16 protein-coding genes are annotated in these 24,770 nt (G+C 43.8%); 14 read left to right on the top strand and 2 right to left on the bottom strand.

Going from position 1 to position 24,770, the window contains the following annotated elements:
- The first annotated feature begins 9 nt into the window (after positions 1–9).
- From G5B11_RS01695 to G5B11_RS01680, 4 genes are all read left to right on the top strand, one after another.
- Positions 10–1,362 carry a hypothetical protein gene (locus tag G5B11_RS01695; RefSeq protein ID WP_173726642.1) on the top strand — a complete coding sequence of 451 codons (1,353 nt, stop codon included), beginning with the start codon at positions 10–12 and terminating at the stop codon, positions 1,360–1,362.
- An 85-nt stretch (positions 1,363–1,447) separates the two neighbouring features.
- The gene (locus G5B11_RS01690) at positions 1,448–2,428 is read left to right on the top strand and encodes a carbohydrate ABC transporter permease (protein ID WP_173726641.1); all 981 of its coding nucleotides are present in this window, start codon (positions 1,448–1,450) and stop codon (positions 2,426–2,428) included.
- Positions 2,425–3,282 carry a carbohydrate ABC transporter permease gene (locus G5B11_RS01685; protein WP_158420283.1) on the top strand — a complete coding sequence of 286 codons (858 nt, stop codon included), beginning with the start codon at positions 2,425–2,427 and terminating at the stop codon, positions 3,280–3,282. The genes G5B11_RS01690 and G5B11_RS01685 overlap by 4 nt, the downstream gene beginning before the upstream one ends.
- 105 nt (positions 3,283–3,387) lie before the next feature.
- The gene (locus G5B11_RS01680; RefSeq protein WP_173726640.1) at positions 3,388–4,032 is read left to right on the top strand and encodes a trimeric intracellular cation channel family protein; all 645 of its coding nucleotides are present in this window, start codon (positions 3,388–3,390) and stop codon (positions 4,030–4,032) included.
- 126 nt (positions 4,033–4,158) lie between these two features.
- Here the strand turns inward: G5B11_RS01680 and G5B11_RS01675 are convergent, their stop codons facing one another.
- Positions 4,159–5,889 carry an ammonium transporter gene (locus tag G5B11_RS01675; protein WP_173726639.1) on the bottom strand — a complete coding sequence of 577 codons (1,731 nt, stop codon included), beginning with the start codon at positions 5,887–5,889 and terminating at the stop codon, positions 4,159–4,161.
- A gap of 385 nt (positions 5,890–6,274) precedes the next feature.
- A complete protein-coding gene (locus G5B11_RS01670) occupies positions 6,275–8,374 on the bottom strand; it encodes a glutamine synthetase III family protein (protein ID WP_173726638.1) in 2,100 nt (699 codons plus the stop codon).
- A gap of 279 nt (positions 8,375–8,653) precedes the next feature.
- Here G5B11_RS01670 and purF point away from each other — a divergent pair, with 279 nt between their 5' ends.
- The 10 genes from purF (at position 8,654) to gatB (ending at position 24,766) form a co-directional block, all read left to right on the top strand.
- Positions 8,654–10,069 (top strand): amidophosphoribosyltransferase, encoded by a 1,416-nt coding sequence (purF, locus tag G5B11_RS01665; RefSeq protein WP_158420287.1) that lies wholly within the window; start codon positions 8,654–8,656, stop codon positions 10,067–10,069.
- A 241-nt stretch (positions 10,070–10,310) separates the two neighbouring features.
- Complete coding sequence (locus tag G5B11_RS01660) at positions 10,311–11,936, top strand: CTP synthase (protein WP_158420288.1); 1,626 nt, start codon at positions 10,311–10,313, stop codon at positions 11,934–11,936.
- Positions 11,937–11,951: 15 nt separating this feature from the next.
- Positions 11,952–16,496, top strand: a complete 4,545-nt coding sequence (gltB, locus tag G5B11_RS01655) for a glutamate synthase large subunit (RefSeq protein WP_173726637.1) — start codon at positions 11,952–11,954, stop codon at positions 16,494–16,496.
- 2 nt (positions 16,497–16,498) lie between these two features.
- Positions 16,499–17,983: a glutamate synthase subunit beta gene (locus G5B11_RS01650; protein WP_173726636.1), complete on the top strand. Its 1,485-nt coding sequence runs from the start codon at positions 16,499–16,501 to the stop codon at positions 17,981–17,983.
- A 214-nt stretch (positions 17,984–18,197) separates the two neighbouring features.
- Positions 18,198–19,520 carry a glutamine synthetase family protein gene (locus tag G5B11_RS01645; RefSeq protein WP_173726635.1) on the top strand — a complete coding sequence of 441 codons (1,323 nt, stop codon included), beginning with the start codon at positions 18,198–18,200 and terminating at the stop codon, positions 19,518–19,520.
- A gap of 74 nt (positions 19,521–19,594) precedes the next feature.
- A complete protein-coding gene (locus G5B11_RS01640; protein ID WP_173726634.1) occupies positions 19,595–20,149 on the top strand; it encodes an ANTAR domain-containing response regulator in 555 nt (184 codons plus the stop codon).
- Between the two features lie 57 nt (positions 20,150–20,206).
- The gene (gene aspS / locus G5B11_RS01635) at positions 20,207–21,538 is read left to right on the top strand and encodes an aspartate--tRNA(Asn) ligase (RefSeq protein WP_173726633.1); all 1,332 of its coding nucleotides are present in this window, start codon (positions 20,207–20,209) and stop codon (positions 21,536–21,538) included.
- Between the two features lie 14 nt (positions 21,539–21,552).
- Positions 21,553–21,846, top strand: a complete 294-nt coding sequence (gene gatC, locus G5B11_RS01630) for an Asp-tRNA(Asn)/Glu-tRNA(Gln) amidotransferase subunit GatC (protein WP_158420293.1) — start codon at positions 21,553–21,555, stop codon at positions 21,844–21,846.
- Between the two features lie 11 nt (positions 21,847–21,857).
- A complete protein-coding gene (gene gatA, locus G5B11_RS01625; RefSeq protein ID WP_173726632.1) occupies positions 21,858–23,330 on the top strand; it encodes an Asp-tRNA(Asn)/Glu-tRNA(Gln) amidotransferase subunit GatA in 1,473 nt (490 codons plus the stop codon).
- Positions 23,327–24,766, top strand: coding sequence for an Asp-tRNA(Asn)/Glu-tRNA(Gln) amidotransferase subunit GatB (gene gatB, locus G5B11_RS01620; protein ID WP_173726631.1), 1,440 nt, complete (start codon positions 23,327–23,329; stop codon positions 24,764–24,766). The genes gatA and gatB overlap by 4 nt, the downstream gene beginning before the upstream one ends.
- Positions 24,767–24,770 lie beyond the last annotated feature (4 nt).

Here is a 24,770-nt window from a genome sequence, read left to right as displayed (position 1 = left end):
GTAGCAAAAATGAAGAGAAAGCTTATGAGTGTTTTACTTACCGCTGCAATGGTTGGAGGACTTTCCGTATATGCAGTTCCGGTAATGGCTGAAGATGACCAGGAACCGGACAACACAGTGACAGGTGATTCTGCAGCTGATGATGCATTCGTAGTGTGGGGCTGGAATGATGACATTAAGAATATTCTGGATGGTCCGTTCAAAGAGGCATATCCGGATGATTATAAGAGAATCGTATTTGTAAATACAGGTGGATCTGATTATTATCAGGGCAAATTGGATCCTGTACTGGATGACCCTTCTAATGAATTATATCCGGATCTTATGGGACTGGAAGTTGATTATGTTCAGAAATATGTAAACAGTGACTGGGTAAAATCAGTTGCAGACCTGGGCATTACAGAGGACGATTACAAGAACATGTACCAGTATGATCTTGATCTTGGTACAGATGCAGACGGTAATGTACGTGCTCTGTTCTGGCAGGCAACACCAGGATGCTTCCAGGTACGTGCAGATCTGGCAGAAAAATATCTTGGAACTACAGATCCGGCTGAGCTGGCAGAGAAATTCAAAGATCTTGATACGATTATCGCAACAGCAGAAGAAGTTAAGGAAGCATCCGGTGGAAAGTGCAAATTGTTCTCTGGTTATGATGAGATCAAACGTATGCTGACAAACTCCAGAACTGTAGGATTCTATGATGAGAACGATGTGATCACTTTGGATGACAATATCACCACTTATCTTGAAACAGCCAAGAAGATGTATGATGAAGAGCTTACTTTTAATACAGATCAGTGGAATGCTGACTGGTATGCAAACATGGATGGGGATGGCGAGAGCAGCAATGCAGCCATTGCTTATATGGGATGCCCATGGTTTACTTACTGGTGCTTAAGCGATACATGGAAAAACAATACGATCCTTGTTCCAACAGCAAATAAATGCTACTGGGGCGGCACTGGACTGGCTGCAACAACAGAGTGTGCTGATACAGAACTTGCTGGCAAAATCATGAAATTCTTTACCTGTGATACAGATGGAATGGTAGCCATCAATGCACTGAATTCTGATTATGTAAATAACACAGAAGCAATTAATAAGATCATTGAAAGCGGCGCTTCCGCAGACGGAAATGGTTATCTGTATGCTGACGCAGGACAGAACTTTATGGAATTCTTCCTTCCTCTGGCAGATGGACTGGATGCTTCTACCGTAACAGCAGAAGATCAGCAGATCCTTTCTCTTCTGGATACCCAGACAAAGGCTTATGCAACTGGTGAGAAAGATCTTGATACCGCAATTTCAGATCTGAAAGCATCAATCCATGATACCTTCTCTTACCTGAGCGTAGAATAATAATGAAACCAGGCTGACAACAGCTGCCTGTATGGATACTGCCTCTTCATTTACGAAGGGGCAGTACCTTTCATAGGAGGTATTTATGAATAAGAAGAAAAAGAAAAAAATCAATTACGGAAGATACGGATATTATTTTATTGCTCCCTTTTTTATTACTTACCTGATCTTTCAACTGTGGCCGCTGATAAATACTTTCTATTACAGCACCCTTTCTTATTATAAGAGAAATGGCAGGCAGTTTGTGGATTTTGCAGGCATTCAGAATTTTTTGAATGTGCTTGGGTTAAGTGCAGGAGAGCGCCCTTATGTACTTAGCTATCTGAAAAATACATTGGTGATGTGGGGCTGCAATTTTGTCCCCCAGATCCTTGTTTCTCTTTTACTGGCTGTATGGCTTACTGACACAAAGGTTAAGGTGAAAGGGACAGGGGCAGTGAAGGTGATCGTTTATCTTCCAAGCATTATCACTGCAGCTTCTGTATCTGTATTGTTTAAGGCCATGTTTTCCCAGTATGGACCGATTACCCAGTCTTTGAAAAACTGGGGCATTCTTGGGAAAAACTTTGATTTTATGTCCAGCGTGGCAGGAAGCCGTGGACTGATTTCCACGATCTTGTGGTGGATGTGGTTTGGAAATACTACCCTGCTTCTGATATCAGGAGTGCTGGGAATTGATCCTGGACTGTTTGAGGCGGCAGATATTGACGGAGCTACCGGATTTAAGAAGTTTCGGTTCATTACCCTTCCTCTGTTAAAGCCGATCATGCTGTATACCCTGGTAACATCTGCAATCGGCGGTCTGCAGATGTATGATATTCCAGCGCTGTTTAATGTTCCTGAAACAGGCCTGGTAGGGCTTCCGGATGATAAGACTACAACAATGGCCATGTATATCATGCGTCTGTATAACAGTGATGTTGGAAAAGCGGCAGCAGTATCCGTGATTCTATTTGCAGTAACATTGATCGTCAGCCTGATCCTTTTTGCTACCATGGGTGACAAGGAGGAGCGTAGGATGAAAAAGGCAGCAAAGAAAGCCGGAAAGGCAGGGCAGAGATCATGAAAGATGGTTATACAAGCTCTATAAAGCGGCAGCGGATTTTCCGTACTGTAGTATGTGTGATTTTCTGTATTCTTGCACTGGGGCCGTTTTTACTTTTGATCATGAATGCCACCAGAAGCTCTGAAGCCATCAAATCCGGTATTTCCCTGATCCCGTCAGGCCATCTGATAGAAAACTGGAAAAACCTTCTGGCAAAGCAAAATGGTATGCAGATCACTTTGCAAAAAGCAGCATTAAATTCACTGACCATCACAGTACCAGGTACTTTTCTTGCTGTATATTTTTCTTCTATGACAGCGTATGGCATTTATGTATATGATTTTAAATTTAAGAAATTTGCATGGGCGTTTATTATGGCCATCATGATGGTTCCAAGCCAGATTTCTATTATCGGTTTTTACCGGTTCATGCTGGATCTGAAGCTGGTAGATACATATATTCCGCTGATCATCCCTGCTATTGCCAGTCCGGCGGTAGTATTCTTTATGAAACAGTATATGGAAAGTACACTTTCTATTGAGATGATCGAAGCGGCCCGGATTGATGGATCCAGAGAGTGGCATACCTTTAACCGGATCATTATACCGATTATGAAGCCGGCAGTTGCCACACAGGCAATCTTCCAGTTCATTGCCCAGTGGAATAATCTGTTTACACCTACCATTATGCTGACTACAGATTCCAAAAAAACACTGCCTATGTTTGTACAGCTGCTTAGTTCTAACCAGTTCCGTACAGATTATGGAGTAGTATATGTAGGACTGTTTGTAACCATTATCCCATTGGTGATCATTTATTTTATTCTTTCAAAATATATTGTGGCAGGAGTGGCTCTTGGCGGAGTGAAAGGATAAAAGGGGTACACAAAGCAGGGCAGGTTTGTTATAATTTTATATGTAGGAAAAGGATCCTGCACAGCAGGGTCCTTTTTACAGAGAAAAAATGGCAGGAGAGAGATAATGGATATTCAAACAGCGATCACATTTTGTCTTGAGATGATCGGGACAGTTGCATTTGCAGCATCCGGGGCTATGGTGGGAGCCGGATGCTCTATGGATATTTTCGGAGTATGTGTGCTTGGGGTAGTAACAGCGGTAGGAGGAGGTATAATCCGTGATATTGTACTTGGGATCCTGCCGCCTACTGTATTTTTGAATTCAAAGTATGCACTGGCAGCAGTGATCACTTCCTGCCTGGTATTCTTTGCTTATTATATGAAGAAGATGGAGCCGGGACAACACAGTTCCCAGGCTTTTGAAAGGATCCTTCTGATCATGGATTCCATAGGACTTGGGATTTTTACTGTGATGGGAGTAAATACAGGGATACGTCAGGGATACGGAAGCAATGTATTTCTTTTGGTTTTTGTTGGAACCATCACAGGCGTAGGTGGAGGTCTTTTAAGAGATATGATGGCAGGTGTGCCACCTTATATTTTTGTCCGCCATATTTATGCCTGTGCGTCTATTGTAGGAGCAATTGTATGTGTGTGGATGCAGCAGTTTGGGGCTGTATGGGCAATGGTGATGGGATCCTGTGTGGTAGTGCTGATTCGGTATCTGGCAGCTCATTATCGATGGAATCTGCCAAAGCTTCCAAGATAGATGGGATACAAGAGTATATAGAAATCTGCAATAAAAAGGTCTGCAAACCAGCCCTGCAATTGGAAATCCATTTGCATATTGGCCGGGAGGCAGACCTTTTTCTATAATAGAAATATGAGTGAAGCCTTATTTTTCAGCGGTATCCTGAAGAGCTAAGTAGCCTTCTTCACCGGTACGGATCTTTACTACATTTTCAATGTCGTATACAAATACTTTTCCGTCTCCGATCTGGCCGGTGTGGAGTACCTTTTTCGCTGTAGCGATCACTTTCTGTACTGGCACAAGACTGACAACAATTTCAATCTTAACTTTTGGCAGAAGGTTCATATCCATTTCAACGCCACGATAGAAGGATGGAGCACCTTTCTGTACGCCACAGCCAAGCACATTGGTAATGGTGATGCCGGTAACACCGATCTCATTCATTGCATGCATAAATTCTTCAAGCTTGTTCTGCCTTGTGATGATCACAACCTTGGTAAGCTTATGTACTCCTTCCCTTGGAAGCTCCGGTACTGTTTCAGCAGGAGCAGAGGGCATTGGGTGGCTGGTATGTTTACCGGAGCCGGTTCCCATAGGAGCTGGAACGCTGGCAACTGTATCACGGATCGTAAATCCATCGTAAGCACTTGCAAGACCATGCTCTTTAACGTCAAGACCCTGGATCTCTTCTTCTTCGGATACACGAAGACCAATGGTATGCTTGATCACCTGGAAAATAATCGTCATTGTAACAGTAACCCAGAGGATCGTGATGCACATACCTGCAATCTGAACACCAAATCCGTGGAAGCCGCCGCCTACCAGAAGACCTTTCCAGTTTGTACCGGTTCCATCTGAGAAAAGACCGACTGCAAGGGTACCAAAAGCACCGTTCAGGCCATGAACACCAACTGCACCTACCGGATCGTCAACCTTCAGCACTTTATCAATGAATTCAATACCAAATACAACAATGAAACCAGCCAGGATACCAATGATCGCTGCGGAAGTAGGAGATACAGTATCGCAGCCTGCAGTGATGGCAACAAGACCAGCCAGGGATCCGTTCAGGGACATGGATACATCTGGTTTTTTGTAACGTACCCATGTGATCAGCATAACTGAAACAGTAGCAACTGCGGCAGCAAGGTTAGTAGTGACAAATATCTTGCCGGAAGTGATAATAGCATCTCCTTCCATGGAAACTGTGGAAGCACCATTAAATCCAAACCAGCAGAACCAGAGGATAAATACTCCAAGAGCGCCTACTGTCAGGTTATGACCAGGAATTGCTTTTGATTTTCCGCTTTTGGTATATTTACCAATACGAGGTCCAAGGATAATAGCTCCAACAAATGCAGCAACACCACCTACCATATGGACCGCGCAGGAACCTGCAAAATCATGGAATCCCATCTGTGAAATAAATCCGCCGCCCCAGATCCAGTGTCCTGAAACAGGATACACTACAAGACTGATGAGCAGACTGTAAATACAGTAAGCGGAAAACTTAGTGCGTTCTGCCATTGCACCGGAAACGATGGTAGCAGAGGTTGCACAAAAGACGGTCTGGAAGATAAGAAATGCCCAGAAAGGAACGCCATCAGGAAGCATTGCGCTTCCATAATTAGCTTCGGTGGCAATACCGCCGATCTTTCCAAAAAAGCCATTTCCTGCACCAAACATAATACCGAAGCCAACCAGCCAGAAGACCGGTGTGCCGATACAAAAATCCATCAGGTTTTTCATGATGATATTTCCAGCGTTTTTGGCTCTTGTAAAGCCTGTTTCAACCATTGCAAATCCAGCCTGCATAAAGAAGACAAGGGCTGCACCTACAAGTACCCATATAGTATTAACTGCTGAATAGTCCATATATCATTCTCCTTTCTTTCCCCTTGATTCAAGTCGAGCAGTCGCGAGACTTGGCGCGTGATTCTGGTCAGCGTAAGCTGACATATTCTTTACAGAATCACTGCGCATCCTCGCGGAGCGTTTATCTCAGTCGGAGATTGGACTCCCACTGAGACGAACTTGCTGTTACTCACCACCTGAAAGAGGTGGGAGTCTTCTCGACTGAGATAAATAAAAAGAAGCGAGAGAGAGTATATATGCTTTCTTTCGCTTCTTTACGAACTAAAACAAGTATATATGTAAATCAGGGAATATCCGCTATCGTGTGATTAATGGATGAGGAAATCGATAATGAATTATGAAGTAGAGTTCATATAAGGATATCCCCTGTATTTACCTGAAACGATTAAATAGAAAACAGAAGTTTTCCGTAGGTAGGATAAGGAAGAAGAGCATCCGGGATAAGAACCTCGGCAGCATCTGCAGCCTTTCTCAGTTCTTCCATATCTTCCAGTACAACAGACTGATATGCTTTGGCATTTTCAAGCGGATCTTCTGTTGCAAGGGCTGTTGCAGTATCTGCTTTCAACTTTTCCACACCGGAAGCCATTTTTTCTTCCAAAGCAGTAAGCTTTGAAATAAGAGAAGCTTCGCATGCTGTAGAAATATCGGCAACAACCGCTTTTTTGGCGCTTGCAGCAGCTGCAATTTTTTCTGTATAAGTCATTACAGATGGAAGAAGATCTTTCTGGACCATTTCTGCCATTGTATTAGCCTCAATATTGATGGTCTTGGAATAATTTTCCAGCCAGATCTCATAACGGGAGAAGATTTCTTCCTTTGTAAAGATCTTGTGATCTGTAAACAGCTTGATGTTTTTCTCGTCGATCCACATTGGAAGAGCATCAGGAGTAGACTTCAGGTTATAAAGACCTCTCTTTTCGGCTTCTTCGATCCACTCATCTGTATATCCGTTTCCGTTAAAGATCACACGTTTATGCTTACGGATCGCACGTTTGATCAGTTCATGTACTGCATGCTCCATTTCCTCTGCCGGTACACCGGAAAGTTCCTGTGCAAACTGACGAAGTGCTTCAGCAACAGCAGTATTCAGGATAATGTTTGGATTTGCAACCGATGCAGCAGAACCAAGCATACGGAATTCAAATTTATTACCTGTAAAAGCAAATGGAGAAGTACGGTTTCTGTCTGTATTGTCTTTTACAAAGTGAGGCAGAACCTTTGCACCGATATCCATCTGAACAGCACTATGAGAGGTGAAGTATGTATCATTCTCGATAGACTTCATGACCTCAGTCAGCTCATCGCCAAGGAATACAGATACAACTGCCGGCGGAGCCTCATTTGCTCCAAGACGATGATCGTTTCCTGCACTGGCAACAGAGATACGAAGTACATCCGCATACTCATCAACTGCTTTGATCACTGCCATCAAAAATACAAGGAACTGAATGTTTTCAGCTGGTGTTTTTCCCGGATCCAGAAGATTTACGCCTGTATCAGTACTCATAGACCAGTTATTATGCTTACCACTTCCGTTGATTCCTTCAAATGGTTTCTCATGAAGCAGACAAACCAGGCCGTGCTTGTCAGCTACTTTTTTCATGATCTCCATAGTCAGCTGATTGTGGTCAACAGCAACATTGGTAGTATCAAATACAGGAGCAAGCTCATGCTGTGCAGGAGCAACCTCGTTATGTTTTGTTTTTGCTGGAATACCAAGCTTCCAAAGCTCTACGTCCAGGTCGTGCATGTAAGCGGAAACCTTTGGAGCCAGAGTACCGAAATAATGATCTTCCATTTCCTGACCCTTTGGAGCAGGTGCACCAAGAAGTGTACGTCCGCAGAATACCAGGTCTTTTCTTTTGTTATAAAGATCCTTGTCTACCAGGAAGTATTCCTGCTCAGGTCCTACTGTGGTAGAAACATGCTTTACTTCTTTATTTCCAAGGATGTGCAGAATGTTTACTGCCTCTTTATTCAATGTATCCATGGAACGGAGCAGAGGTGTTTTTTTATCAAGAGCTTCTCCGCTATAAGAACAGAAAGCTGTAGGGATATAAAGGGTTCCGTCTTTAATAAATGCTGGAGAAGTAGGATCCCATGCTGTATAGCCTCTTGCTTCAAAGGTAGCACGAAGACCACCTGACGGGAAGCTGGATGCATCCGGCTCGCCCTTTACCAGTTCTTTACCGGAGAAATCCATGATCACCTGTCCGTCGCCGGTAGGAGAAATGAAGCTGTCATGTTTCTCAGCAGTAACATTGGTCATTGGCTGGAACCAGTGTGTATAATGAGTGGCACCATTTTCAATTGCCCATTCTTTCATTGCAACGGCTACGGAGTTAGCTACGTCCAGCTCCAGATGTGAACCGTTTTCAATTGTTTTTTTCAGAGCCTTATACATATCTTTTGGTAATTTGCTTCGCATGATCTTGTCATTAAAAACAAGACTGCCATAAATTTCAGGAATATTTTGAGTCATACTTCGGTACTCCTTTCATTTCGCTTTCACTCATAATTTTTTCTATAAAACGAAAAAAGCGCTTCGGACGATAAATGTATCATCCAAAGCGCCTTTGCTTTATGTGATGTAGTATACACAAAAAAAAACAGATGTCAACTATTTTTTTGAAAAAAATTATTTTTTATTTTGCCAGAGGGTGATGGAAATATTTTCAGAAGCCAGGGTTGACAAATGTGTTTTTTCAATTATATTATATGGATGTTTGCGATGAACGGTTATGCAGCTAGGAGGAACCAGATGGCTAAGATAAAAGAAGAATGCGGTGTATTTGGTATTTATGACCTGGACGGAGAAAATGTGGCAACGTCCATCTACTACGGGCTTACAGCTTTGCAGCACAGAGGACAGGAAGCCTGTGGAATTGCGGTATCTGATACCAACGGGCCTATTGGAAACGTGAAATTCCATAAGGATCTGGGACTGGTAAGTGAAGTTTTAAGAGAAAACACCATCCGTCAGATGGATGGGGATATCGGCATTGGACACGTGAGATATTCTACCACGGGAGCATCTGTGGCTGAGAATGCACAGCCCCTTGTGCTTTCTTACGTAAAAGGAAGTCTTGCTCTTGCCCATAATGGCAACCTGGTAAATACCCCGGAGCTGAAGTGGGAATTGATCCAAAGCGGTGCAGTTTTCCATACAACTACAGATTCTGAAGTGATTGCTTTTTATATTGCAAGGGAGAGAGTAGGGTCCAAAAGCGTGGAAGAGGCTGTGATGAAAACTGCAAAGAAGATCAAGGGAGCTTACGGTCTGGTGGTGATGAGCCCCAGAAAGCTGATCGGTGTCAGGGATCCTTACGGCCTGCGTCCTTTATGTCTTGGAAAAAGGGGGAATGCTTATGTGCTTGCCTCCGAAAGCTGTGCCCTTACATCGGTAGGTGCAGACTTTATCCGTGATATAAAGCCTGGAGAAATGGTAAGTATTTCCAGGGAGGGAGTAAAGTCCCAGATGATCTTTGAAAATAAAAAGCATGCACATTGTGTTTTTGAATATATTTATTTTGCACGGCTTGACAGCACCATTGACGGAGTCAGTGTTTACGATGCCAGGATCCGTGGCGGAAAGTCTCTTGCAAAGTCTTATCCTGTAGAAGCAGACCTGGTAACAGGAGTTCCGGAGTCCGGACTGATTCCTGCCAAGGGATATTCTGAAGAATCCGGCATTCCATTTGGACTTGCTTTTTACAAAAATTCCTACATAGGAAGGACTTTTATCAAGCCCACCCAGAAGGAGAGAGAGTCCAGTGTACATTTGAAATTAAGTGTGCTGAAGTCGGTTGTACAGGGCAAAAGGATCGTACTTGTAGATGATTCTATTGTGAGAGGCACTACCATTGCCAATCTGATCACCATGCTGAAGGAGGCAGGGGCAAAAGAAGTTCATGTAAGAATCAGTTCACCGCCTTTTTTACATCCCTGTTATTTCGGAACCGATGTGCCAAGCAATGATCAGTTGATTGCAGCCAAACACAGTACAGAAGAGATCTGCAAAATGATCGGTGCAGATTCTCTGGGATATATGGAAAGTGAATATCTAGAGGGAATGGCCGGAGGCCTTCCAATCTGCAAAGCATGTTTTGACGGGAATTATCCAATGGAGATCCCGGAGCATACAGTAAGCATGGAATATGAGATCCACAAAATATGATCAGAATTAGGTGTGGCTGCTTTACAGATCAAAAGTGGGTTGTTTTACAGATTTATTATTGACAAACATGTAAAAATGGGTTATATTATAGCAAATTTTTATATCTGTGATTTTTATGACAAAGGTGTCAAAACAGAACTTTCGGGGGATAGTCCCCTCCGGAAGGATTGTTTTGGCACCTTTTTGTTTGGCTTAGTACAGATATGAGATGAGAGCTTTATGGATGAGGAGGAAATATATAATGGCAATTAAGTATGTTTTTGTTACAGGAGGCGTTGTTTCTGGACTGGGGAAAGGAATCACTGCTGCATCCCTTGGACGGCTTTTGAAGGCCAGAGGATATCAGGTGACTATGCAGAAATTCGATCCATACATCAATATTGATCCTGGTACAATGAATCCGATCCAGCATGGAGAGGTTTTCGTTACAGATGATGGTACGGAAACGGACCTGGATCTGGGACATTATGAAAGATTTATTGATGAAAGCCTTGATAAAAACTCAAACGTAACCACAGGAAAGATTTACTGGTCTGTTCTTCAGAAAGAAAGACATGGAGATTTTGGCGGAGGAACTGTCCAGGTGATTCCGCACATTACAAATGAGATCAAAAATCGATTTTACAGGGCAAAATCACCGGATGAGGACAAAATCGCAATTATTGAAGTGGGCGGTACAGTAGGAGATATTGAAAGCCAGCCTTTTCTGGAATCAATTCGTCAGTTCCAACACGATGTGGGACATGAAAATGCTATTTTGATACATGTCACTTTGATCCCATATCTGAAGGCTTCTGGTGAGATGAAAACAAAGCCCACCCAGGCAAGCGTTAAGGAACTACAGGGAATGGGGATCCAGCCGGATGTGCTGGTGTGCAGAAGCGAGTATCCTCTAACGGAAGACATTCGTGGCAAGATCGCTTTGTTCTGTAATGTGCCTGTCAGCCATGTGCTTCAGAATCTGGATGTGGAATATCTTTATGAGGCACCCCTTGCAATGGAAAGGGAAAAGCTGGCAGATGTGGTTCTTCAGTCTTTGTGCCTGGAAAACAGGAAGCCGGATCTGACAGACTGGATCCAGATGGTGGATCATCTGAAGCATCCGGAGGATTGTGTGAATATTGCTATTGTAGGAAAATATACACAGCTTCATGACGCTTACTTAAGTGTTGTGGAAGCGTTAAAGCATGGCGGGATCTCCTGCAAGGCGAAGGTTGAATTTACCTGGGTGGATTCTGAAGAATTAAATGAAAAGAATCTGGACAAGCAGCTTCATGACGTAGACGGGATTCTGGTTCCAGGCGGCTTTGGCAATAGAGGAACAGAAGGAATGATCCTGGCTGCACAGTATGCAAGAGTTCACAAGATTCCTTACCTTGGTATCTGTCTTGGCATGCAGATGGCGATTGTGGAATTTGCCCGTCATGTGCTTGGGTATGAGGATGCTAACAGTATAGAACTGGCACCTGAGACTACTCATCCGGTGATCGCACTTATGCCGGATCAGGAGCAGGTAGAGGATCTGGGGGGAACCCTCCGTCTGGGAAGCTATCCTTGCGTATTAAAGGATGATTCTTTATCCCTTGCACTGTTTGGCAAGAAAGAAATACAGGAACGTCACAGACATCGTTATGAGGTCAATAACGCATACAGAGACGAATTGAATGAAAAGGGAATGAGCATAGCCGGTACATCTCCGGATGGGCATATTGTAGAGATGATCGAGATTTCAGGTCATCCATTCTTTGTAGGAACCCAGGGTCATCCGGAATTTAAGTCAAGGCCAAACCATGCGCATCCGCTGTTCCGTGGATTTGTACAGGCGGCAGTAGACCGAAAAAAAGAAATTGAAAGAAAGACCATATAGAAAGGATGAGGAAATATGAGAGAAGTGGCAAATGACCAGCAGGGTCTTTACCGCCCGGAATTTGAGCATGATAACTGCGGAATTGGTGCAGTTGTAAATATTAAAGGTAAAAAAAGCCATGAAACGGTTGCAAATGCCCTGCGTATTGTAGAAAATCTGGATCATCGTGCAGGAAAGGATGCAGAAGGAAAAACCGGAGATGGTGTGGGAATCCTTTTGCAGATTTCTCATAAATTTTTCAAAAAAGCCTGTAAGAAAGAAGGCATTGAGATTGGAGGGGAAAGAGAGTACGGAATTGGACAGTTCTTTTTCCCGCAGCAGGAAATCAAGCGTGCCCAGGCAAAGAAAATGTTTGAGATCATTGTGGAAAAAGAAGGTCTGGAATTCCTTGGATGGCGTACAGTGCCCACTGTACCGGATGTACTTGGACACAAAGCACGTGAGTGTATGCCCTATATCATGCAGGCATTTATTAAAAAACCAGATGATGTGGAGAAGGGTCTTGATTTTGACAGGAAACTGTATATTGTCCGCAGGGAGTTTGAACAGTCCAATGACAATACCTATGTAGTATCTATGAGCAGCAGGACCATTGTATACAAAGGTATGTTTCTGGTTGGACAGCTTCGCACCTTTTTTGAAGATCTTCAGAGCCTGGATTATGAATCTGCCATTGCAGTGGTTCATTCCCGTTTCAGTACTAATACAAATCCAAGCTGGGAACGTGCACATCCTAACCGTCTGATCGTACATAATGGTGAGATCAATACGATCCGTGGTAATGCAGATAAGATGCTTGCCAGAGAAGAAAATATGGAATCCCCATATCTGAGCCAGGAAATGTCTAAGGTGCTTCCGGTTGTGAACAGAAGCGGTTCCGACTCAGCAATGCTGGACAATACGCTGGAGTTTCTGATGATGAGCGGCATGGATCTGCCACTTGCAGTGATGATCACCATTCCTGAGCCATGGGCAAATAATGATACTATTTCTCAGGAAAAACGGGATTTTTATCAGTATTATGCAACTATGATGGAGCCATGGGACGGACCTGCGTCCATTCTGTTTTCAGATGGTGATGTGATGGGAGCTGTCCTTGATCGAAATGGTCTTCGCCCATCCAGATACTATGTTACATCTGATGGATATGTGATCTTGTCCTCTGAGGTAGGCGTTCTTCCTGTGCCGGAAGAAAAAATCGTATTAAAAGAACGTCTTCATCCTGGGAAAATGCTTCTTGTGGATACTGTACAGGGCAAGATTATTGATGATAATGACCTTAAAGAAATGTATGCAAAAAAACAGCCATACGGAGAGTGGCTGGACAGCAATCTTCTGCATCTGAAGGACATCCATATCCCAAATGAGAGAATCGAGGAATACACAGAAGAACAAAGAGCCCGCCTTCAGAAGGCTTTCGGATATACCTATGAGCAATACCGGACTTCAATCCGCAATATGGCATTAAATGGCGCAGAGAGTATTGGAGCAATGGGTGTGGATACGCCTCTGGCTGTTCTTTCCAAACAAAATCGTCCTCTGTTTGATTACTTTAAGCAGCTTTTTGCACAGGTAACAAATCCGCCTATTGATGCTATCCGTGAGGAAATCGTTACCAGTACCAGCGTATATGTTGGAAAGGATGGAAACCTGTTGGAGCAGAATGCAGAAAACTGTCAGGTATTAAAAATCAACAATCCTATCCTTACCAATACAGATATGCTTAAAATCAAGGAAATGCACTATGAAGGATTTAAGGTCGCCGTTGTTTCCACTCTTTATTATAAAAGCACCAAGCTGGAGCGTGCTATTGACCGACTGTTTGTGGAAGTAGATAAGGCATATCGTGACGGAGCCAATATTCTGGTACTTTCTGACCGTGGGGTAGATGAAAACCATATGCCTATTCCGTCACTTCTGGCAGTATCCGCTGTGCATCAGCATTTGGTAAAAACTAAGAAAAGCACTTCCCTTGCAATTATCCTGGAGTCTGGAGAGCCAAGAGAGGTACATCATTTTGCAACCCTTCTGGGCTATGGTGCAAGTGCTATTAACCCATATCTTGCACAGGAAACGATCCGTGAATTGATCGATACCCATATGCTGGAAAAAGACTATTATGCAGCAGTCAATGATTACAATCAGGCAGTGCTTGGCGGTATTGTAAAAATTGCTTCTAAGATGGGTATTTCCACTATTCAGTCCTATCAGGGATCTCAGATTTTTGAGGCTATTGGTGTATCTCAGGATGTGATTGATAAATATTTTACAGGAACAGTCAGCCGTGTAGGCGGTATTACACTGGAAGATATTGAGGACAATGTAGAACGTCTCCATTCCGAGGCATTTGATCCGCTGGGGCTGACTACAGATCTTACTCTTGACAGTGTAGGAGCTCATAAGATGAGAAGCCAGGGAGAGGAGCATAAATACAATCCTCAGACCATTTCCCTTCTTCAACAGGCTACATGGACAGGCAGCTATGATTTGTTTAAAGAATATACAAAAAAGGTTGATGAAGAAAACCATGGCAATTTAAGAGGCCTGATGGATTTTAAATACGCCAAAGAGCCTGTGCCTATGGAGGAAGTGGAAAGTGTTGATGAGATCGTAAAACACTTTAAAACAGGAGCAATGTCTTATGGTTCCATTTCTCAGGAAGCACATGAAACACTTGCCATTGCAATGAATCATCTTCATGGAAAATCCAATACAGGAGAGGGTGGCGAAAGTGAGGAACGTCTGGATTCAGCAGGAACAGACAATGATCGCTGCTCTGCCATCAAGCAGGTTGCCAGCGGACGTTTTGGTGTTACCAGCCGTTATCTGGTATCTGCACGTGAGATCCAGATCAAGATGGCACAGGGAGCAAAGCCTGGTGAAGGCGGACATCTGCCTGCAAAGAAGGTATATCCATGGGTAGCCAAGACCAGGCATTCTACACCAGGAGTAAGTCTGATCTCCCCGCCGCCACATCATGATATTTATTCCATTGAGGATTTGGCTGAACTGATCTATGATCTGAAAAATGCCAATAAATATGCAGATATCTCAGTAAAGCTTGTATCTGAAGCAGGTGTGGGAACGGTTGCAGCCGGTGTTGCCAAGGCTGGAGCACAGGTGATCCTGATCTCTGGTTATGATGGCGGTACAGGAGCTGCACCAAGAAGCTCCATTCATAATGCCGGACTTCCCTGGGAACTGGGACTTGCTGAAACACACCAGACACTTCTGATGAACGGATTACGTAACCGTGTGCGTATTGAAACAGATGGAAAGCTGATGAGCGGTCGAGATGTGGCAGTGGCAGCTCTTCTTGGAGCAGAGGAATTTGGATTTGCAACTGCACCTCTTGTAACAATGGGCTGTGTGATGATGCGTGTATGTAATCTGGATACCTGCCCGGTAGGTGTGGCAACACAGAATCCGGAGCTGCGTAAAAGATTTAAAGGAAAACCAGAATACGTAGAGAATTTCATGCGTTTTATCGCACAAGAATTAAGAGAATATATGTCAAAGATAGGCGTTCGTACCCTAGAAGAAATGGTGGGACGTACAGATCTTCTGGTTGCATCTGATAAGGTAAAGGAGCCTCATAAGGGCAAAGTGGATCTGACTGCTATTTTGAATAATCCATATGCGGCAAAAGGGGAAAAGGTTACTTTTGATCCGAAAGCAGAGTTCAATTTTGAACTGGAAAAAACATTGGACGAAAAAGTGCTTCTTAAAAAATGCGGTAAAAATATTGTAAGTGGAAGCAAAACAGAAATCTCTGTAAATGTTACAAATACAGACAGGGCTTTTGGAACAATTCTGGGTGCAGAGATCACTAGAAATCATAAAAAAGGTCTGGCAGACGATACAATTGTAGTCAACTGTACTGGTGCAGGCGGACAGAGTTTTGGTGCGTTTATTCCTAAGGGGCTTACCCTGAAGCTTACTGGTGACAGCAATGATTATTTTGGAAAAGGGCTTTCAGGTGGAAAGCTTGTAGTAAAGGTTCCGGAAAAAGCCGGTTACAAAGCAGAGGATAATATTATTGTAGGAAATGTTGCACTGTATGGTGCTACCAGCGGAACTGCATTTATTAACGGAATGGCTGGAGAGCGTTTTGCAGTACGTAACTCTGGAGCGTATGCAGTTGTAGAAGGTGTTGGTGAGCACGGATGTGAGTACATGACCGGCGGTCGTGTGGTTGTTCTTGGCAAAACCGGGAAAAACTTTGCAGCAGGTATGAGCGGTGGTATCGCCTATGTGCTGGACGTGGACAATGTGCTTTACAAGAATCTGAATAAAGCCATGATCTCCATTGAAAAGGTTGAGAACAAATATGATAAAAAGGAACTGCGGGATCTGATTGAAGCCCATGTACAGGCTACCGGTTCAAAACTGGGGGCAAAGGTGCTGGCAGACTTTGACGAATATCTTCCTCATTTCAAAAAGCTGATTCCAAATGAGTATAAACATATGGTGACTTTAAGTGCAAAGCTGGAAGAAAAAGGATTGAACAGCGAACAGGCACAGATGGAAGCGTTTTATGAAAGTATTAGGAGGGCATAACCGTGGGAAAACCAACTGGATTTTTAGATTACGACAGAGAGACGGCAAAGGTTCTGCCGCCGAAAGTAAGAATTGCTGATTTTAAGGAATTTCGTATTCCGTTAAATAAAGAAAAACAAAAACTTCAGGGGGCACGCTGTATGGCATGCGGAGTTCCCTTCTGCCAGTCGGGCATGATGCTTGGAGGAATGGCTTCCGGCTGTCCGCTGCATAACCTTGTACCGGAAACAAATGATCTGGTATATACAGGCAATTGGAAACAGGCATTCTTAAGACTGAGCAAGACCCATTCCTTCCCGGAATTTACATCAAGGGTGTGCCCTGCACTGTGCGAGGCTGCATGTACCTGTAATATTAACGGAGAGCCTGTATCTACCAAGGAAAATGAACGTGCCATTATTGAGACGGCTTATGCAAATGGCTGGGTAAAGCCTCAGATTCCAAAGGTGCGTACAGGCAAGTCCATTGCAGTAGTTGGCAGTGGCCCTTCCGGACTTGCCGCAGCACAGCAGTTGAACCGTAGAGGCCATCAGGTAACTGTATATGAAAGAAACGACCGGATCGGCGGGCTGCTCCGCTATGGAATTCCGAATATGAAGCTGGATAAATCTGTGATCGACCGCAGGATCCACTTAATGGAAGAAGAGGGAGTTAAGTTCATAACAGGAGTCAATGTTGGTGTGGACATTACACCTGCAGAGCTGCTGAAACAGTATGACCGTGTGATTCTTGCCTGTGGTGCATCCAATCCAAGGGATATCAAGGTTCCTGGAAGAGAAGCAAAAGGTATTTATTTTGCAGTAGATTTCCTTTCTAAGGTTACAAAAACACTTTTGGATTCTGATTTTCAGAAAGCACCTTATGAGGAAGCGAAGGGAAAACATGTGCTTGTGATCGGAGGCGGAGATACCGGAAATGACTGTGTAGGTACTTCCATCCGTCTGGGAGCAAAATCCGTTACCCAGCTGGAAATGATGCCAATGCCGCCTGTACACAGGACGCCGAATAATCCATGGCCACAGTGGCCAAGAGTGCTGAAAACAGATTACGGTCAGGAAGAGGCCATTGCTGTATTCGGTCATGATCCAAGGGTTTATCAGACAACAGTAAAGGAATTTATTGCTGATAAAAACGGAAATGTATGCCAGGCAAAGATCGTTAAGCTGAAAAGTGAGAAAGATCCTAAAACTGGCCGCATGATGATGGTACCTGTAGAAGGAACAGAAGAAGTGATCCCGGCAGAACTGGTACTGATCGCAGCCGGTTTCCTTGGAAGCCAGAAATATGTGACAGATGCATTTAAGGTAGCAGTAAACGGACGTACCAATGTGGAAACAAAACCGAATGGATATGAAACAAGTGTGGAGCGTGTGTTTACAGCAGGAGACATGCATAGAGGCCAGTCTTTGGTGGTTTGGGCGATCCGTGAAGGCAGAGAAGCTGCCAAAGCAGTGGATGAATCTCTGATGGGATATTCATATCTGTAAACTTGTAACTGTCCGGCACCATCACAGTTGCAGGCATAATGATACAGCTGCAAAGCTTTTTAAGGCTTTTGTGGCTGTATTTTTTTTGATTCACAGTGATAAAGGAGTTGACAACAAATAATGCCGTTGCTATAATGTTCAACATGAACAAGGGCGTTCTTCATACAGATGTTGTATGAAGTATGCTCTTTTTTATTATAAAGGAGAGAATGAGATGGGGAATTATACACGAGAAGAAGTTTTACAGATGGCGGAGGATGAAGATGTAGAGTTTATCCGATTGCAGTTTACGGATATGTTTGGAACATTGAAAAATATAGCCATAACCGCAAGAGAGCTTCCAAGGGCATTAAATAATGAATGCGTGGTAGATGGATCTTTTATTGCAGGGATCGCAGGAGAAAAAGAACCGGATATGTATCTTTATCCGGATCTTGACACCTTTACTATCCTCCCATGGCGCCCCCAGCAGGGAAAGGTTGCCAGACTGTTGTGCGATATTTATACACCGGACGGAAAGCCAAATGAACGCAGCTCCAGATATATATTAGAAAGAACAGCTGCAATGGCAGAGCAGAAGGGCTATACCTGCTATATTGACCCGGAATGTGAATTTTTCCTGTTCCATACAGACGATAATGGAGTACCTACCACACTGACTCATGAGAAGGCAGGTTATCTGGATATCAGTCCTGTGGATCTGGGAGAGAATGCAAGAAGAGATATGGTGCTGAATCTGGAGGATATGGGCATGGAGATCGAATCCTCCCATCATGAGACTGCACCGGCACAGCATGAGATCGACTTCAGATGTGATGAGATCCGTAAAATGGCTGACCACATTATGACCTTTAAAATGGCAGTGCGGACCATTGCAAAGCGTCATGGGCTTCATGCTACCTTTATGCCAAAACCTAAAGTGGATGCTAACGGATCCGGCATGCATATTCGGTTTTCTTTATTTAAAGAGGGCAGAAATATTTTTGTAGATCCGGAGAATCCACAGGAGTTAAGTGAGGATGCGTATTACTTTGTTGGCGGCCTTTTGGCTCACAGCAGGGAAATGGCTGTGATCACCAATCCAGTGGTGAATTCTTATAAGCGTCTGGTGCCAGGATATGAGGCACCTACAGAGCTTACCTGGACTACAAACAATCAGAATTCCCTGATCAGGATTCCAGGTGCCAGAGGAGAACATACAGGGATAGAGTTGAGAAGCCCGGATGCGGCAGCCAATCCATATCTTGTATTTGCCTGCTGTCTGGCTGCAGGACTGGATGGAATTGAAAAGAAGACCTATCCTACAAAGTCTTCCAATCGTTCCATGTCTGAATCTGATCAAAAAGCAATGAATATAGGAAATCTTCCGGAGAATCTTCGTGAAGCTGTAGAAGAATTTGAGAACAGCCAGTGGATGAAAGAGATTCTTGGCAAGGAATTTTGTGAGGAATATACCGCTGCAAAGAAGAAAGAATGGCTTCGTTATACAAGACAGGTGACACAATGGGAGATTGAAGAATATCTGTATCGTATTTAAGAATATGAAGCAGGAATACGAAATACCAGCGTGAAGGTTTGTATAACAAAGACGAAAGAGAGTGGCGGGTACGTATGAATAGCAGCATTGTAATTGCGCTGCCTAAGATCGAAGATGCGAAAAAAATACGGGCGATCCTGATCCGGTATGGTTTTTCTGTGGCTTCAGTGTGCAGCACAGGTGCAGGTGCTTTGGCAAGCATGTCTGAACTAGATGGGGGAGTCCTAATCTGTGGCTACCATTTGCCGGATATGTATTACCGGGATATATTGGAATATCTGCCTTCCTATTTTCAGCTGTTGCTGCTTGCATCAGCCAGAGTGATCAAAGAGGCGCCATCTTCCGTCTTATCTGTGGAAATGCCTATGAAAGCCAGTGATCTGGTAAATACAGTTGATATGGTACTTTCACAGCTGGAAAGACGATGGAAAAAAGACAAGAAACGGCCAAAGCCCCGTAGCTGGAAAGAACAGAATTATATATCTAATGCAAAATTTTTATTAATGGAGCGAAATCATCTGAATGAAGAGGATGCATACCGTTATATACAGAAATGCAGTATGGATTCCGGTACTAATATGGTAGAAACAGCACAGATGGTGCTAATGCTCTTATATGATGAAGTATAAAGTTTAAGAAAATGCCTGAAAAGGCAGCAATTCACTGTGAATATGGAGGATGAGGAAATGAAATTTTTGGATGGTAAATGGGAAAAGAAAGAATGCAGCTTTGAAGAACTTTTAAGTGACCACATCCTGAATCAGCAGGCTTGTGTGGCAGGTGCGATTCACAGTATCCGAAATATGGGTGAAATTGCATTCGTAATCTTAAGAAAAAAAGAAGGGCTTTTTCAGACGGTGCTGGAAGAGGGAAAAGCAAATGTTTCTGTCCGTGATCTGAAAGAAGCCATGACCGTAAGAGTGACAGGAACTGTCAGCCAGGAGGAGCGTGCACCACAGGGCAGAGAGCTTCTGATCTCAAATCTGGAAGTATTGTCATCACCGGCAGAACCTCTTCCTCTGGCAATTGACAAATGGAAGCTGAATACTTCTCTGGAAGCAAAGCTGAACTTCCGTTCCATTTCTCTTCGTAACCTTCAGGAAAGGGCAAAATTCAGGATCCAGGAAGGTCTTACAAGGGCTTTTCGAGATTATCTTTATGAACAGGGATTTACAGAGATACACACACCAAAGATCGGTTCTAGAGGAGCTGAAGGCGGTGCAAATATGTTCAAACTCAGTTATTTCCATAAGCCTGCTGTTCTTGCACAAAGCCCGCAGTTTTACAAACAGATGATGGTTGGCGTATTTGACCGTGTGTTTGAAACGGGGCCTGTGTTCCGTGCAGAAAAGCATAATACCAAACGTCACCTGAATGAATATACAAGCCTTGATTTTGAAATGGGATATATTGACTGTTTTCAGGAGATCATGGCCATGGAGACAGGATATCTTCAGTATGCTATGGAGCTTCTGAAAAAGGATTATGCTAAGGAACTGGAAATGCTGAAGGTTCAGCTTCCGGATGTGGCCAGGATTCCACAGATACGTTTTGATGAAGCAAAACAACTGGTGTCCGAAAAGTACAAACGTCAGATCCGTAATCCATTTGACCTGGAGCCTGAAGAAGAAGCCTTGATCGGCCGTTACTTTAAAGAAGAATATGATGCGGATTTTGTATTTGTAACCCATTATCCTTCTAAAAAACGTCCTTTCTATGCTATGGATGATCCGGAAGATACCAGGTATACCTTAAGCTTTGATCTTCTGTTCCATGGCCTGGAGATCACCTCAGGAGGGCAGCGTATCCATGATTACCAGGCACTGTGTGACAAGTTAGCCGCACGAGGTATGGAAACCGAAGGAATGGAGGAGTATCTGGATACCTTCAAACATGGAATGCCGCCACATGGTGGATTGGGAATCGGTCTGGAACGTCTTACCATGCAGCTGCTGGGAGAGGATAATGTACGTGAAACATGCCTGTTCCCAAGAGATATGAACAGGCTGGAGCCATAAGAGGAGATGGAAAAATGGCAAAGATCATAGATGATGAAACAATGGAAAATGTATGCATTCTGGCAAAGCTGTCCCTTTCCGGACAAGAAAGAGAAAAGGCTAAGGCTGATATGCAGAAAATGCTGGATTATGTTGAAAAGCTGGATGAACTGGATACATCTGGTGTGGTACCACTGTCTCATATTTTCGGGAATGCTAATGTATTCCGTGAGGATGTGGTGACAAATGGAGATGAAAGCGTGGCAATGCTGAAGAATGCACCAAAAGCAAAGGATGGACAATATCAGGTGCCCAAGACCATAGGATAGGAGAGAAAACCATGGATTTGGAAAAAATGACAGCGCTGGCTCTGGCGGAAAAGATCAAACAGCATCAGATCAGTGTGGTTGATGGTGTAAAGACTGTGTTTGACCAGATCGAGAAAAAAGAAGACAGAGTACATGCGTATCTGGATTTATATAAAAAAGAAGCATATACGAGAGCAAAACAGGTAGAAAAAGGAATTGCAGACGGCACTTATACAGGCCCGCTTGCAGGTGTGCCTATTGCAGTAAAAGATAATATCTGTGTACAGGGCAAGCCTGCTACCTGTGCTTCAAAGATTCTTGAAGGCTTTGAGCCTCAGTACCAGGCAGAGGTGATCGATCGGCTGGAAAAGGCAGGGATGATCATTATCGGAAAAACAAATATGGATGAGTTTGCTATGGGAAGTACCACAGAAACATCTGCTTACGGAATCACAAGAAACCCATGGAATCTGGAGCATGTACCCGGTGGTTCTTCTGGCGGCTCCTGTGCAGCGGTAGCAGCAGGAGAAGCGTACATGGCATTGGGCTCAGATACCGGTGGTTCGATCCGTCAGCCCAGCTCTTTTTGCGGAGTAACAGGCCTGAAACCGACCTATGGTACAGTTTCAAGATATGGACTGATCGCTTACGCATCTTCCCTGGATCAGATCGGACCTGTAGGAAAGGATGTAGCAGACTGTGCAGCACTTCTTCAGGTGATCGCAGGTCACGATCCTAAGGACAGTACATCCCAAAAAAGAGAAGATCTTAATTTTATGGAAGCTTTAAATGGAAAGATCACAGGTATGAAATTTGGTGTTCCCAAAGAATATCTGGCAGAGGGAATCGATCCGGAAGTAAAGGCTGCTTTTATGGAAGTGCTGAAAACACTTACAGAGCTTGGGGCAATCGTTGAGTTTTTCTCAGTAAAAACAATGGAATATATGATCCCTGCTTATTATATCATTGCCAGTGCAGAAGCCAGCTCCAACCTGGAGCGCTTTGATGGGGTGAAATATGGATACAGGGCAAAAGAATATGAAGGTCTTCATGATATGTACAAGCGTTCCAGAACAGAAGGCTTTGGAGAAGAAGTAAAAAGACGTATTATGCTTGGCTCCTTTGTACTTAGCTCCGGATATTACGATGCATATTATCTGAAGGCTTTGCGTACAAAAGCTTTGATCATGCAGGAATTTAACCAGGCATTTGAAAAATATGATGTACTTCTTGCCCCGGCAGCACCTTATACAGCACCAAAGATCGGAGAAAGCCTGAAGGATCCGCTGGCTATGTATCTGGGAGATATTTATACAGTTGCAGTCAATCTGTGCGGATTGCCTGGGATTTCCGTTCCTTGCGGCAAGGACCATACAGGGCTGCCTATCGGCGTACAGATGATCGGTGACTGCTTTATGGAGAAGAAGATCCTGCGCGCAGCACATGCATATGAGCAGGCAAGAGGAGATTTTGGAACTCCGGAAGAAGGAGGTGCCAGAGCATGAAACAGTATGAAACAGTGATCGGTTTGGAGGTTCATGTAGAGCTTGCTACCAGAACAAAAATATTCTGCGGTTGTTCTACCGCATTTGGAGGAGCACCAAATACACACACTTGTCCGGTATGTACCGGTATGCCAGGCTCTCTTCCTGTATTGAATAAAAAAGTAGTTGAATTTGCATTAAAAGCCGGGCTTGCAACGAATTGCAGCATTAACCAGTATTGCAAATTTGACAGAAAGAATTATTTCTATCCGGATAACCCTCAGAACTATCAGATTTCCCAGCTGTATCTGCCAATCTGTCATGACGGCTGGGTAGAGATCCAGACTTCTGCAGGCAAAAAGAAAATCCGTATTCATGAAATGCACATGGAAGAGGACGCAGGAAAACTGATCCATGATGAATGGGAAGACTGTTCTCTTGTAGATTACAACCGAAGTGGTGTGCCTCTGATCGAGATTGTTTCTGAGCCGGATATGAGGAGCGCAGAAGAAGTGATCGCATACCTGGAAAAGCTGCGCTGCACTATGCAGTACCTGGGCGTTTCTGATTGTAAGCTGCAGGAAGGATCTATGCGTGCAGATGTAAACCTTTCTATCCGCCAGGTGGGTTCAGACACATTTGGAACAAGAACAGAGATGAAGAACCTGAACTCTTTTAAAGCAATTGCAAGAGCGATTGAAGGGGAACGGGAGCGCCAGATCGAGCTTCTTGAAATGGGAAGACCTGTAGTGCAGGAAACAAGAAGATGGGATGATAACAAAGAATCTTCCCATGCTATGCGTTCTAAGGAAGATGCAAAGGATTATCGGTATTTTCCAGATCCGGATCTTCCACCCATTCATATTTCAGACCAGTGGATCCAGGATACGAAGGCACAGCTTCCGGAATTCCGTGAAGAAAAGCAGCAGCGTTATCAAAAGGAATACGGGCTTCCGGCTTATGATGCGGAAATCCTTACAGAATCCAGGCATCTTGCGGATTTGTTTGAAGAAACAGCCACGCTGTCCGGGAATCCGAAAAAAACAGCAAACTGGTTTATGGGTGAGGTGCTTCGTCTTGTAAAAGAAAAGGGAATGGAGCCGGAAAAGGTACATTTTGGTGCAAAGCATCTTGCAGATCTGCTGGATATGGTAGAGAAAAAACAGGTTAGTGCCCAGAATGCAAAAAGGGTATTTGAAAAAGTGTTTGACCAGGATATTGATCCTGTGGTATACATTGAAGAGAAAGGTCTGAAAATTGTTGAAGATACAGGCCTGCTTAAAAGTACTGTGACCAGGATCCTGGATGAGAATCCGGAACCTCTTGCCCAGCTTCTTGAAGGTAAGGATAAGGTTATGGGCTACTTTGTAGGACTGATCATGAAAGAATTAAAGGGAAAAGCAAATCCGGCAGGTGTTCGGGAGGCTCTTGCTGATGAGATCAGCAAACGAAAATAAAATT

The organism is Blautia glucerasea, assembly GCF_013304385.1.
GTDB classification, from domain to species: domain Bacteria; phylum Bacillota; class Clostridia; order Lachnospirales; family Lachnospiraceae; genus Blautia_A; species Blautia_A ammoniilytica.
The sequence above is the reverse complement of the archived record's forward strand: the minus strand, read 5'-3'. Positions and strand labels throughout refer to the sequence as shown.